This is a genomic window from Variovorax soli (assembly GCF_031454625.1).
GTDB classification, from domain to species: domain Bacteria; phylum Pseudomonadota; class Gammaproteobacteria; order Burkholderiales; family Burkholderiaceae_C; genus Variovorax; species Variovorax soli_A.
This window is the reverse complement of sequence record NZ_JAVDRF010000003.1, coordinates 574,487-586,860: the sequence shown is the minus strand read 5'-3', so window position 1 is coordinate 586,860 and position 12,374 is coordinate 574,487. Positions and strand designations below refer to the sequence as shown.

Annotated in this window: 11 protein-coding genes; 7 read left to right on the top strand and 4 right to left on the bottom strand. The window is 68.9% G+C overall.

Annotated features, from left to right (window positions below; all coding sequences use genetic code 11):
* Positions 1-11: 11 nt before the first annotated feature.
* From J2739_RS09870 to J2739_RS09860, 3 genes are read right to left on the bottom strand one after another with little or no spacing between them, the layout of a single operon-like run.
* Positions 12-197, bottom strand: a complete 186-nt coding sequence (locus tag J2739_RS09870) for a hypothetical protein (protein ID WP_309900983.1) — start codon at positions 195-197, stop codon at positions 12-14.
* Positions 194-1,381 carry a PepSY-associated TM helix domain-containing protein gene (locus J2739_RS09865; RefSeq protein ID WP_309900981.1) on the bottom strand — a complete coding sequence of 396 codons (1,188 nt, stop codon included), beginning with the start codon at positions 1,379-1,381 and terminating at the stop codon, positions 194-196. The genes J2739_RS09870 and J2739_RS09865 overlap by 4 nt, the downstream gene beginning before the upstream one ends.
* An 18-nt stretch (positions 1,382-1,399) precedes the next feature.
* Complete coding sequence (locus J2739_RS09860) at positions 1,400-3,448, bottom strand: TonB-dependent siderophore receptor (RefSeq protein ID WP_309900980.1); 2,049 nt, start codon at positions 3,446-3,448, stop codon at positions 1,400-1,402.
* 213 nt (positions 3,449-3,661) lie between these two features.
* Here J2739_RS09860 and J2739_RS09855 point away from each other — a divergent pair, with 213 nt between their 5' ends.
* Positions 3,662-5,248, top strand: a complete 1,587-nt coding sequence (locus J2739_RS09855; protein ID WP_309900977.1) for a phospholipase D family protein — start codon at positions 3,662-3,664, stop codon at positions 5,246-5,248.
* Positions 5,249-5,287: 39 nt separating this feature from the next.
* On the opposite strand, the gene J2739_RS09850 is transcribed toward J2739_RS09855, so the two are convergent.
* The gene (locus J2739_RS09850) at positions 5,288-5,806 is read right to left on the bottom strand and encodes an Lrp/AsnC family transcriptional regulator (RefSeq protein WP_309900975.1); all 519 of its coding nucleotides are present in this window, start codon (positions 5,804-5,806) and stop codon (positions 5,288-5,290) included.
* 126 nt (positions 5,807-5,932) lie between these two features.
* Between J2739_RS09850 and J2739_RS09845 the strand changes: the two genes are divergently transcribed.
* The 6 genes from J2739_RS09845 (at position 5,933) to J2739_RS09820 (ending at position 12,363) form a co-directional block, all read left to right on the top strand.
* Positions 5,933-6,949: a 1-aminocyclopropane-1-carboxylate deaminase gene (locus tag J2739_RS09845; protein WP_309900973.1), complete on the top strand. Its 1,017-nt coding sequence runs from the start codon at positions 5,933-5,935 to the stop codon at positions 6,947-6,949.
* Between the two features lie 158 nt (positions 6,950-7,107).
* Positions 7,108-8,826 carry a glycosyltransferase family 39 protein gene (locus J2739_RS09840; protein WP_309900971.1) on the top strand — a complete coding sequence of 573 codons (1,719 nt, stop codon included), beginning with the start codon at positions 7,108-7,110 and terminating at the stop codon, positions 8,824-8,826.
* A complete protein-coding gene (locus tag J2739_RS09835; protein ID WP_309900969.1) occupies positions 8,823-9,212 on the top strand; it encodes a DMT family transporter in 390 nt (129 codons plus the stop codon). The genes J2739_RS09840 and J2739_RS09835 overlap by 4 nt, the downstream gene beginning before the upstream one ends.
* Positions 9,213-9,279: 67 nt before the next feature.
* Positions 9,280-10,410, top strand: coding sequence for a DegT/DnrJ/EryC1/StrS family aminotransferase (locus tag J2739_RS09830; RefSeq protein ID WP_309900967.1), 1,131 nt, complete (start codon positions 9,280-9,282; stop codon positions 10,408-10,410).
* 10 nt (positions 10,411-10,420) lie between these two features.
* Positions 10,421-11,410: a glycosyltransferase gene (locus tag J2739_RS09825; RefSeq protein WP_309900965.1), complete on the top strand. Its 990-nt coding sequence runs from the start codon at positions 10,421-10,423 to the stop codon at positions 11,408-11,410.
* Positions 11,407-12,363: a formyltransferase gene (locus J2739_RS09820; protein WP_309900963.1), complete on the top strand. Its 957-nt coding sequence runs from the start codon at positions 11,407-11,409 to the stop codon at positions 12,361-12,363. Before J2739_RS09825 ends, J2739_RS09820 begins: the two co-directional genes overlap by 4 nt.
* Positions 12,364-12,374: the final 11 nt, after the last annotated feature.

The following is a 12,374-nucleotide window of genomic DNA, read 5'->3' as shown; positions in this document are numbered from 1 at the left end:
TGCGGCACGCACTAGGAGCGCCTGCGCACGCTGCCGTACCAGAGGCATACGAGCGTCGGAATGCCGAGCGCCACCCAGGCCACCGCGTCGCCCACGCCCCCGTCGCTGAAGAGCGCCGACACCAGGCCGACAGCGCTGAGCACGCCCATCACGATGGGCCACCCCCACAGGCGCCAGAAGGGATGGCGCTGCTTCATGAGCCCACCTTCGCCGCCACCGCCGGCCGTGTGCTCGGGGCGTTGGGAGCGCCCTGCCTTGCATCCTTCGCAGGCGCCACCGCCGGCACGGCTTTGCCGCGCTTGAGCCACAGATAAAGGCCGCTGCCCAGCACGATGATCGTGGCGACGTCCAGCAGCGCCCACAAGATCTGCATCGGCATGCCACCATAGTCCCCGAAGTGCAGCGGCTGCGACACCAGCAAGGCGGCCAGGTACCAGGGCAGCTTGGGCGCGGCGGTCACGTCGTTGGTCCTGGCATCGACCAGCACCGGCTGCAGGAGCCGCGCGCTGAAAGGCTCGTTGCCGCGCAGGAAGACCGTGTTGTGGTGCGGACTCGAGAAGGCCGTGCCGGGGAAGGCAATGAAATTGATCTTCATCCCCGGCGCTCGCTCGAGCGCCACCTCGAGCGAGCGCTGCACCGAGCCGCGCTCGGCCTTCGGCGTCTCCGCCTGGCCCTTGTACGGCGCGAGCAATGCGCTGAGCTGGTCGTACTGCCAGTACTTGATCACCAGGTCGGCCCAGGTGTTGATCATGCCGGTGGCACCCACCGTGAAGGCCCACACCAGCGTCACGATGCCCAGCAGGTTGTGCAGGTCCAGCCACTTGAGCCGGGGGCGGCGCTCGCGCCGCACCGCGCCGAATTCCAGCTTGCGCATGAAGGGCGCGTAGAGCACCACGCCGCTGACGATGGCGACCAGCAGCAGCAGGCCCATGAAGCCCAGGAACAGCTTGCCAGGCAGCCCTGCGAAGAGGTCGACGTGCAACTTGAGCATCACCCACATGAAGCCTTCGTCGAACTTGGGCTGCGCCAGCACCTGGGCCGTACGGGCGTCGACCGCCACCGACTTGAAGTCTTCGGTGGGCGCGGGCGTGGGCGTGAGGGTGACGAACCAGAGGCCGTCGTCGTCCTCGGGCTGCGAGACGAACTGCACCACGCGTTCGGGGTGCAGTGCGTGCGCCACCGAGATCACGCGATCCAGGCTGGCGCGCGGCGTGTCGGTCGGCATCTTGGGCGCCTCGACTTCCGTGCCCAGCAGGTGACCGATCTCGTGGTGGAAGATCAGCGGCAGACCGGTGATGCACAGCAGCAGCATGAAGACGGTGCAGACCAGGCTGCTCCACTTGTGCACCCACGCCCAGGCCTTGACTCGTCGGCTGTTCATCGCGAGGGTTCCTCCGTTCTAGAAACGATAGGTGGCGCTGGCCACGATGTTGCGGCGCGTGCCCCACCAGCAGTCGCCGCGCGCGAGGCAGGTGCTGAAGTACGCCTTGTCCGTCGCGTTGTTGATGTTGAGCGCATAGCGCCACTTCGCGGTCTCGTAGGCGAACACCAGGTCGAGCAGCGTCACGCTCGGGATGTGTGGGCCGTAGCCGCCGAAGGAGACGTCGCGGAAGGCGCCCATGTGGCGCACGCCCGCGCCGGCCGAGAAGCCCGGCACGCCCGCGATCGTGAAGCGGTACCGGGTCCACACGGCCGCCTGATGGCGCGGCAGGCCTTCGAGCTGCGGGTCGAGGTCGGTGTAGTTGTAGTGGGCCGTGACCTCCAGGTTCGGCGTGACCGAGCCCTTGGCCTCGAGCTCGACGCCGCGCGTCCTGGTCTGGCCGAGCTGGGTATAGACGTTGGGGATCGGTTGCGCGATCTGGTTCTTCTCGCGCAAATCGTAGACCGCGGCGTTGAAGGCGAGGCTGCGGCCGGCGGGCTCGTACTTGACGCCGACTTCCCACTGCTCGCCGCGCAGCGGCTCGAACACCCGGCCCTCGCGCGGCGACTGCGGCGTGAAGGACTCGGCATAGCTCAGGTACGGCGACCAGCCCGACGGCAAGGCATACAGCACGCCGAAGCGCTTGCTGGTCGCGCTGGCCCTGGCGTCCTCGCTGCCCTCGGCGCCGGCAACGACGCGGTCGTGGCGCAGTCCGGCGATGAAGTTCCAGTTGCCCAGCTTGATCTGGTCCTGCAGGTAGACACCGATCGCGCGCTGCGTGGTCCGCGGCCGCGCCGTGCGTTCCGGCTCGACCCGATTCCCGTAGAGGGGCGCATAGGCATCGATCTCGCTGGTGGCGATGCCCGACCATACGTTCTCGCGTTGGCGCTGGTAGTCGGCCCCGAGCAGGAGTGTGTGCCCGAGCGCGCCGGTGCCGAAGCGGCTTTCGACATGGTTGTCGAGCGTGTCGATGCGGTTGCGCGTGAGCGAGCTGTCGAGGTAGCGCGACAGGATGCGTTTGCCCACCGGATCGGCGCCCCAGCCGCCGGGGATGGTGAAGGAATCCGCCCAGTGGTAGCTGTTGTCGTTCTCGTTCTGCGCGTGGCGGAAGTTCTGGCGGAAGGTGAAAGTGTCGTTGAACTTGTGCTCGAACAGCCAGCCAAGGGACTTGCGCTCGCTGTCGTAGTAGTCGCCGGGCTCGCCGATGAAACGGCTGGCCGGCAGGCGGCCGTTGGGATTGGGCAGAAGCGTACCCTCCCACGGGAAGAACTGCGAGGTCGTGCCGCTCTTGTCCTTCTGGTAGAGGCCCTGCAGCGTGAGCGAGGTGGCCGCGTTCGGGCGCCAGGTCAGCGAGGGGGCGATCAGCTTGCGATCGTCGGGCACGAAGTCGACCTGGGTGTCGGCCTCGCGCGCGACCGCGATCAGCCGGTAGGACCATTGGCCGTCGGCAGTCAGCGGGCCCGCCAAGTCGGCCTGCAGCTGGCGCCGATTCCAGCTGCCCAGCTGCACGCCCACTTCACGTTGCGTCTCCTGCAGCGGCCGCTTGCTGACCATGTTGACGATGCCGGCCGCGGTGCCCGATCCGAACAGCATGCCCGAGGGCCCGCGCAGCACCTCGAGGCGCTCCAGCGTGTAGGGCTCGGTACGGGTGGTGCTGGTGTAGTAGCCGTAGGCCTGGCGCAGGCCGTCGAGGTAGACGTCGGGATAGGCGCCGCGAACGCGGAACGAATCGGTGCGTGCGTCGAGGCCGTAGGCGTCCGAGCGCACGCCGGCGGCGTAGGTGAGCGCGTCCTGCAGGTTGGTGGCGCCCTGGTCGACGAGCTGGTCGCGCGTGATCACGGTCACCGCCTGGGGCGTCTCTGCGAGCGGGGTATCGGTCTTGGTCGCCGTGGCGGCATTCTTCGCGCGGTAGCCGATCACCGAGGTGGTGGCGGTCTCGTGCTCGGCGCTCGCGTCCACGCGCACCTCGGGCAGGGCACCGCCGCTGCCGGTCTGCGCAAGCACCATCGATGAAGTGGACAGGGCCATCGTCCCCGCCAGAAGCGATGCGGCCTTTCGCCGCTTGGAAAAGCTGGAAGTCAAATCTCCGCCCCGTTATGCAATTGAGAGTGATTCGCATTCTATTGAGCGATTGTTTGACTTTGAAACGATTTCCCCTCGACTCGCCCGCGTATTTGGCCGCGGCGAACGCGGCTACGATGCGCTCCGACTGCGCCCGCTCCCGTGCGACGCGATGCCCCGATGACCTCCGTCCTTGTCCGCTTCCTGCTGTTGCGCCTGCGCTGCGCCGCGATCGCCCTCGCCGCCCTGGCCGCCGGCTGCGCCAGCCTGCCGCCCCCCGAGGCGCCGGCGCCCGAAGCGGCGATGCCCGCCTCCTCGGCCACCGAACTCGGCCGCGTGACCGCATCCGCGCGCGGGGCCGGCGCGCTCTCCGCGGTGCGTCCCTTGCCGCAGGCCAACTTCGCTTTGGACGCCAGGCTCGAGCTGATCCGCCGCGCCCAGGCCTCGCTCGACGTGCAGACCTACCAGCTCGGCAATGACAAGACGGGCCGGCTGATCTTGCGCGAGCTTCGGGACGCAGCCCGCCGCGGCGTGCGGGTTCGCCTGCTGCTGGACGACTTCTACACTGCGGGCCTCGACCCCCTGTTGCTGGCGCTCGCGGCCGAGCCAAAGGCGCAAGTGCGCCTCTTCAATCCCTTCGCGAACGGGCGCGAGCACATGACGACGCGCTGGCTGGACTTCTTCACGGATTTCCGGCGGCTCAACCACCGCATGCACAACAAGCTCTTCATCGCTGACGGCGCCCTCGCGATCGCGGGCGGCCGCAACCTGGCGGACGAGTACTTCCTGCGCAGCGAGCTCGCGAACTTCATCGACTTCGAGCTGCTGATGGCCGGCCCGGTGGTGGCCGAGTCCGCGCGCGCCTTCGACAGCTACTGGAACAGCGACGTGGTCTACCCGGTGCAGCGCGTGGCGGGCGCGGCGCAGCCCACGGACCGGCTGATCGCCGCCTTCGACGCCGCCACCTCCGAGCGCGATGCGCCGCGACCGCCGGCACCGCCGGACACCGATGTCTTCGGCGAGCCGCGCCTGGCCGTGCAATTGGCGCGCGGCGAACTGCACTGGATACGCGCCGAAGCCCACGCGATGGCGGACAGTCCGAACAAGGCGCTCGGCATCCGGCCACCCGGTACACAGACCTTGGCTCAGAACTTTTACGCGACGCTGGCGTCCACCGCGAAGTCGCAGGTACTGGTCGTGTCGCCCTACTTCATCCCAGGTGACGAAGGCATGGCGCGCATCCGCGCGGCCCGCGCCCGTGGCATCAAGATCACGGTCGTCACCAACTCGCTGGCGGACAGCGACGAGCCGCTGGTCAACGTCAACTACAACCGCTACCGCGTCGCGATGCTGAAGGAAGGCGTGGAGCTGCTCGAAGTCAGCACCCGCCAGCTCAAGCGCAATCCGCAGCTGCGCCGCCTGCTGCGCCAGGCCCGCGGGCGGCTGCATGCCAAGCTGGCCCTGATCGACCGCGAGTGGGTGCTGCTCGGCTCCATGAATCTCGATCCGCGCTCGGAGCGGCTCAACACCGAGTTCGGCGTGCGCGTGCAGAGCTTCGAGCTCGCGCACGCCCTGCTGTTCGCCTATTCGCTGGATGCGGCCGAGGGCGTCTACCGCGTCGTCCTCAAGCCCGACGGCGAGAACGTGCAATGGGTGGGCACCGGCGACGAAGTCAACGAGGTGCTCGACGACGAGCCCGAGTCGAGCCTCCTGACCCGGCTGCAGTTGCTGTTGTTCTCCTGGTTCGTGCCGACGGACCAGCTCTGAAGCGCAGCATGGCGGTGGTCTTGGCCGACGCCTTCCCGATCACAAGGGAATCTGCGTCGTCGACAGCACCTGCTTGAGCACGATGAAAGAACGGATCTGCCGCACGCCCGGCAGGTAGAGCAGCTGCTCGGCATGCAGGCGATTGAAACTCTCGCCGTCGCGCGTGCGCACGAGCATGAAGTAGTCGAACTCGCCGGTCACCACATGGCATTCCATGCAGCCGGAGATCTTCGCCGCCGCCTTCTCGAACGCGCTGAATGACTCCGGCGTCGAGCGGTCGAGCACCACGCCGATCATCACCAGCATGCCGGCGCCGAGGGCCTGCGGATTGAGCAGCGCCACCGTCGCATCGATCAGCCCCGCGCGCTTGAGGCGATCGACGCGGCGCAGGCAGGCCGGCGGGCTCAGATGAACCTTGTGGGCCAATGCCACGTTGGAGATCGACGCGTCGGATTGCAGCGCCCGCAGGATCGATCTGTCGGTGCGATCGAGCCCGGGCAGGGGCGGAACGGGCGCCTCAGGGCGTGGACGAACTTTTGTTGCGCGAGATGCGGCCATTGTGCAATCGATCCCTTGATAGATGGTTCATCGAGGCTCGATCGTGCGCGAGCATGCCCATCTTCGCAACCCTGTGAATCCGCCTTTTTCCTACGATGCATCGTCATCACCTCGAGAACCACCGCCATGCAACTCCAGCGCTTTCCCCGCCATCCCCTGACCTTCGGCCCGACGCCGATCCAGCCGTTGAAGCGCCTGAGCGCGCACCTGGGCGGCAAGGTCGAGCTCTACGCCAAGCGCGAAGACTGCAACAGCGGCCTCGCGTTCGGCGGCAACAAGACGCGCAAGCTGGAATACCTCATCCCCGAGGCGCTCGCGCAGGGCTGCGACACGCTGGTGTCCATCGGGGGCATCCAGTCGAACCAGACTCGCCAGGTCGCCGCCGTCGCGGCCCACCTGGGCATGAAGTGCGTGCTGGTGCAGGAGAACTGGGTCAACTACTCGGACGCCGTCTACGACCGCGTGGGCAACATCGAGATGTCGCGCATCCTGGGCGCCGACGTACGCCTGGACGCGGCCGGCTTCGACATCGGCATCCGGCCGAGCTGGGAGCAGGCCATGGAAGACGTGCGCCGCGCCGGCGGCAAGCCCTTCCCGATCCCCGCAGGCTGCTCCGAACATCCCTACGGCGGCCTGGGCTTCGTCGGCTTCGCCGAAGAGGTGCGCGAGCAGGAGGCCGCGCTCGGCTTCAAGTTCGACTACATCGTGGTCTGCTCCGTCACCGGCAGCACGCAGGCCGGCATGGTGGTCGGCTTTGCCGCCGACGGACGCGCGCAGCGGGTCATCGGCATCGACGCCTCCGCCAAGCCCGAGCAGACACGCGAGCAGATCCTCCGGATCGCGCGCAACACCGCCGGCCTGGTGGAGCTGGGCCGCGACATCGCCGACACCGACGTGGTGCTCGACACGCGTTACGGCGGCCCCGAATACGGCCTGCCGAACGAGGGCACGCTGGAAGCCATCCGCCTGTGCGCCCGCCAGGAGGGCATGCTCACCGACCCCGTCTACGAGGGCAAGTCCATGCACGGGATGATCGACAAGGTGCGACGCGGGGAGTTCGAGCCAGGCTCGAAGGTGCTCTATGCGCATCTGGGCGGCGTGCCGGCGCTCAATGCCTACAGCTTTCTGTTCCGCAACGGCTGAGCGCCGCGATCGGCCGGGCGGGCCCCGAAATCGGCCCCCACAGAATGCGCGCGCACCGGCTCTCCGGCGGCGAGGCCCATCGGGCCTTTCACGCCTTATTCAGCCGCATGAGGTAGATTCGAGGGTTGCTCTCCCAGATCCCTTGGTTGCCTAGATCGATGAAGTCAGTCGCCAGCCGGCGTCAGGACCACGCCGCCATTGCGCTGCCGCCCGTTCCTCACGCAACGCCGCATGCCGCGGCACGCTCCCATGACCTCGCCTCCTGGACCGCAGCGGCGCTGTTGGTCCTGCTCGGCCTGATCTGGTTCGGCACTCTCGGCACCCGCTCGCTCATCCACCCGGACGAGGGGCGCTACGCCACGCTGGCGCTGGAAATGGCGCGCAGCGGAGACTGGGTGACCCCGCGCCTGAACGGCCTGCTCTACTTCGAGAAGCCGGCGCTGCAGTACTGGATCGGGGCCTTGTCCTTCCTGAGCTTCGGCGTCTCGGAGTTTTCGGCTCGCCTGTGGCCGGGCCTGGCCGGCTTCCTGACGGTGCTGGTGGTCGGCTTCACCGCCGCGCGCTTGTGGGGCCGCGAAACCGGGGTGCGGGCGCTGGCGATCGCGGCCTCCATGGCCTGGATTCAGGTCAACAGCCACTTCCTCACGCTCGATGCCGGGCTGACGCTGTTCCTCACGCTGGCACTGTGCGCCGTGCTGCTGGCGAACAGCGGCCAACCCGACGCGCGCGAGCGCCGCCGCTGGATCTGGCTCGCCTGGGCGGCCATGGGCGCCGCCGTCCTGAGCAAGGGGCTGGTCGGCATCGTCATCCCCGGCGCAGTGCTGGTGCTGGTCAGCCTGTGGCGGCGCGACACATCGCTGTGGCGGGGCCTGCACTGGGCCTCGGGCCTCTTCATCTTCCTGGCCATCACCGCGCCCTGGTTCGTGCTGGTGTCGCTGCGCAATCCCGGCTTCGCGAGCTTCTTCTTCATCCACGAGCATTTCGCGCGCTACCTGACCGAGGTGCACCAGCGCGAAGGCGCCTGGTGGTACTACCTGCCCTTCGTGCTGTTCGGCATGCTGCCCTGGACAGGCGCCCTGCCCTGGCTGTTGCGCAAGGATAGCGACGAGGCCGCGATCGCGCCCCGCCACCTGCTGTCGGCGTGGTGCGTCTTCGTGCTCCTCTTCTTCAGCGCGTCGGGCTCCAAGCTGCCGTCCTACATCCTGCCCATGTTCCCGGCGCTGGCCCTTCTGGTCGCGATGCAGCTGCGGAATGCGCAAGCCGGCACCTTGCGCCGGCACTTGCTGTTCCCGGCGCTGGTCTGGGGGCTTGCGGCGCTTGCTTCCACGCAAAGCGCCCGCTTCGTCTCGATCCTGTCGCCTGCGGAAGTCCTGGCGCCGCTGGCCTCGGCCCTGCGCATCGGTGCCGCGCTCATGCTGGTCGGCCTTGCGATCAGCTGGTGGTGCCTGGGCCGGCGGCGCATCACTGCCGCAGTGCTGAGCCTGGCGCTCAGCCAGGTGACGGCCACCGCCGTGGTGCTCCAGGCACACAACGCCTACGGCCAGCTCAAGAGTGCGGCGGGGATCGCCGCCGTCCTGCGGCCACTGATCACCCCGCAGACCCCTGTCTTCTCCGTGCGTGCGTATGACCAGACCCTGCCCTTCTACCTCCAGCGCGACGTGGTGCTGGTGGACTTCGAGGACGAATTCGCCCTCGGCCAACAGCGCGAGCCCGCGCGGTGGATCCCGACGCTCGATGGCTTCGTCGCACAGTGGAATTCACTCCCCCATGCGGCGGCCTACATGAGCCCCTTCGCCTGGGTCGAGCTGCACCAGCGCGGCCTGCCGATGCGCATCGTGTTCCAGGACCCGCGGCGCGTCGTCGTCGTCAAGCCATGAAAGCACTCGACTTCCTGTGGGTCCTCGGCGGCGTGCTGCTCAACGCGGCAGCCCAGCTGCTGCTGAAGGCCGGCGCGAGGAGCAGCGGCGAGATCGTGCTCTCGGCCGGTGCTCCCGCCCTCTGGCGCACGGCGCTGGGGCTGGCGCAGCACCCCGGCATCCTGGGCGGGCTGGCCTGCTATGTCGTGAGCGTGGTGGTGTGGATCATCGCGCTGTCGCGCGTCGACGTGAGCATCGCCTACCCCATGCTCTCGATCGGCTACGTCGTCAACGCGGCGCTGGCCTGGTGGCTCTTCGGCGAAGCCGTCAACGCACAGCGCTGGCTGGGCATCGGCGTCATCATCATCGGCGTGCTGCTGGTGGCAAACAGCGGAAACCGTTCATGAGCCCCCGCGCGGCCGCCCGACCGTTCGAGGAGACTCGCACCGCAACGCGTCGTGAGAACCTGACCCCATGACCCCCGCACCTTTCCTCCCCTTCACCCGTCCCCTCATCGACGAACGCACCATCGCCGAGGTGGGCGAGGTGCTGCGCTCGGGCTGGATCACCACCGGGCCGCGCTGCCAGGAGCTGGAGGCCGCCTTGTCGGAGCGGCTGAACGGCCGGCCGGTGCGGCTGGTCAACTCGGGCACCGCGTCGCTGGAGCTGGCGCTGCGGCTGTGCGACATCGGCCCGGGCGACGAAGTCATCACCACGCCGCTGAGCTGGGTGGCGACGGCCAACGTCGTGCTGGCGGTCGGCGCGACGCCGGTCTTCGTCGACGCCGAGGCGAGCACCCGCAACATCGACCTGCGGCTGGTGGAGCGCGCCATCACCGCGCGCACGCGCGCGCTGATTCCGGTCGACCTGGCCGGCCTGCCCGTCGATCGCGACCGGCTCGATGCCATCGCCCGGCGGCACGGATTGCGCGTGATCGAGGATGCTGCCCAGTCCTTCGGCGCCCGCTGGGGCGGCCGCGAGATCGGCAGCTTCGGCGACCTGGTGTCGTTCAGCTTCCATGCCAACAAGAACCTCTGCACCGCCGAGGGCGGCTGCCTGGTGCTCAACAACGAGGTGGAAGCCCGCCGCTTCGAGAAGCTGCGGCTGCAGGGTGTGGCCCGCCTGCCGGACGGCACCATGGACGTCGAGGACTGGGGCAGCAAGGCCAATTTGACCGACGTGGCTGCCGCCATCGGACTCGGGCAGCTGCGCCGGATCGACGAATTCACCGCGCGGCGGCGCGCGCTCGCCGAGCGCTACTTTGCGCGCTGGGACGCCTCGCTCGGCTTCGACCTGCCGCCCGACGATGCCGCCCAGCATGGCAACTGGCACATGTTCCAGCCGCTCTTGCCGCGCCGGCTGGCAGCGCGCCGCGGCGACTTCATCGCCGCGATGCGCGAGCAGGGCATCGGCGTCGGCGTGCACTACCCTGCCATGCATCTGTTTTCCCTGTTCCGCCGGCGCGGCCATGCCCCCGGCGATTTCCCGGTGGCCGAGGACATCGGCGCACGCACCGTCACGCTGCCGTTGTTCCCGGCCATGGACGACGCCGACGTGGACCGCGTGTGCACGGCCGTCGCGGCGGCGGTTGCCGCGCTGGATTGAAGGAGGTCCGATGAACATCAACGAGGCCCCCTCCATCGCGAGCGCGACGCCGCTCGAATACGCCGAGGGGCGGTCCCTGAGCGTCGTGATCCCGGTCTACAACGAGGAGGCCGGCCTGTCCGCCCTCTTCGAACGCCTCTATCCGGCGCTCGACGCGCTGGCCGTCGACTACGAGATCGTGTTCATCGACGACGGCAGCCGCGACCGCTCGGCCGCGCTGCTGGCCGCGCAGTTCGAGCGCCGGCCCGACGTCACCCGCGTGATCCTGCTGAACGGCAACTTCGGCCAGCACCGCGCCATCCTCGCGGGCTTCGAGCATTGCCGAGGCGCGCGGGTGGTCACGCTCGACGCCGACCTGCAGAACCCGCCGGAGGACATCCGGCTGCTGGTCGAGGCGATGGACCTCGGGTACGACTGCGTGGGCTCCATCCGCCGCGACCGGCAGGACGCCGCCTGGCGCCGCTGGGCCTCGCGCGCCATGAACGGCCTGCGCTACCGCCTGACCGGCATCGTCATGACCGATCACGGCTGCATGATGCGCGCCTACAGCCGCGACATCGTCCAGCTGATCAACCAGTGCAACGAAATGAACACCTTCATTCCGGCGCTGGCCTACCAGTTCGCGAAGAACCCGACGGAGGTGGTGGTCGGCCACGAGGCCCGGCATGCCGGCGAATCCAAGTACTCGCTCTACAGCCTGATCCGGCTCAACTTCGACCTGGTCACCGGCTTCTCGGTGGTGCCGCTGCAGGCCTTCTCGATGCTGGGCATCGTCGTCTCGCTGCTCTCGGGCGCGCTGTTCGTGCTGCTGGTTGCGCGCCGCCTGGTGCTCGGCCCCGAAGAGGGCGGCCTGTTCACCCTGTTCGCGCTGCTGTTCCTGCTGGTCGGGCTCGCGCTCTTCGGCATCGGCCTGCTCGGCGAGTACATCGGCCGCATGTACCAGGAAGTGCGGGCGCGACCGCGCTACCAGGTCAGCGCCATCCTGGAGCGCGAGCGGTGAGCGGCAACCGCAACCGTCCCGCGCGCGCGATCGTCTTCGCCTACCACGACGTCGGCGTGCGTTGCTTGCGCGTGCTGCTCGATGCGGGCGTCGAGGTCCCCTTGGTCGTCACCCACGCCGACGCGCCGGGCGAGACGATCTGGTTCCGCAGCGTGGCTGCAGTCGCCGCGGAGCACGGGCTGCACTGCGTCACCCCCGCGGACCCGCACGACCCGGCATTGCTCGTCGCCGCGCGCGCGGCCGAACCGGACTTCCTGTTTTCCTTCTACTACCGGCAGATGCTGAAGCGCGACTGGCTCGCGCTGCCGCGGCGCGGCGCCTTCAACATGCACGGCTCCCTGCTGCCGCGCTACCGGGGGCGCGCCCCCGTCAACTGGGCGGTGATCCATGGCGAGCGCGAGACCGGCGCGACTCTGCACCGGATGAACGAAAAGCCCGACAACGGCGCCATCGTCGACCAGTGCGCCGTGCCCATCCTGCGCGACGACACGGCGAGCGAGGTGTTCGGCAAGGTGACGGTCGCGGCCGAGATCGTGCTGGCGCGCAGCCTGCCCGCACTGCTCGACGGTACCGCGGTGGAGCGCCCCCAGGACCTGTCGCAGGGCCGCTACTTCGGCGGGCGCAAACCGGAGGACGGGCGCATTCCCGGCGATGCGGGAGCCCGGCAGATCCACGACCTGGTGCGCGCGCTCGCGCCGCCCTACCCGCCCGCCTTCCTCCGGCTGCAAGGGCAGACCGTCTTCATCACGCGCACCCTGCCGGCCCCGGCCCCGGCCGGTGCGCCCGGCAGCGGGCTGCGGCTCCTCCGCGAGGGCGATTCGCTGTGGCTGATCGCGGCCGACGGCAGCGCGCTGCGCGTGCTCGCAGCGCAGCGCGACGGCAGCGCCGAGCCGCTGACGGCCCGCAACTTCGACGGCATCTTTCGGGGACGCTGGGTCCCGGCGGACGCCTGAACCTCTCTTCT

What these genes read in the sequence shown, in the direction of transcription:
- J2739_RS09870 (WP_309900983.1), bottom strand. Translation starts at nt 197, where the DNA reads ATGAAGCAGCGCCATCCCTTCTGGCGCCTGTGGGGGTGGCCCATCGTG.
- J2739_RS09865 (WP_309900981.1), bottom strand. Translation starts at nt 1,381, where the DNA reads ATGAACAGCCGACGAGTCAAGGCCTGGGCGTGGGTGCACAAGTGGAGC.
- J2739_RS09860 (WP_309900980.1), bottom strand. Translation starts at nt 3,448, where the DNA reads ATGGCCCTGTCCACTTCATCGATGGTGCTTGCGCAGACCGGCAGCGGC.
- J2739_RS09855 (WP_309900977.1), top strand. Translation starts at nt 3,662, where the DNA reads ATGACCTCCGTCCTTGTCCGCTTCCTGCTGTTGCGCCTGCGCTGCGCC.
- J2739_RS09850 (WP_309900975.1), bottom strand. Translation starts at nt 5,806, where the DNA reads ATGGCCGCATCTCGCGCAACAAAAGTTCGTCCACGCCCTGAGGCGCCC.
- J2739_RS09845 (WP_309900973.1), top strand. Translation starts at nt 5,933, where the DNA reads ATGCAACTCCAGCGCTTTCCCCGCCATCCCCTGACCTTCGGCCCGACG.
- J2739_RS09840 (WP_309900971.1), top strand. Translation starts at nt 7,108, where the DNA reads ATGAAGTCAGTCGCCAGCCGGCGTCAGGACCACGCCGCCATTGCGCTG.
- J2739_RS09835 (WP_309900969.1), top strand. Translation starts at nt 8,823, where the DNA reads ATGAAAGCACTCGACTTCCTGTGGGTCCTCGGCGGCGTGCTGCTCAAC.
- J2739_RS09830 (WP_309900967.1), top strand. Translation starts at nt 9,280, where the DNA reads ATGACCCCCGCACCTTTCCTCCCCTTCACCCGTCCCCTCATCGACGAA.
- J2739_RS09825 (WP_309900965.1), top strand. Translation starts at nt 10,421, where the DNA reads ATGAACATCAACGAGGCCCCCTCCATCGCGAGCGCGACGCCGCTCGAA.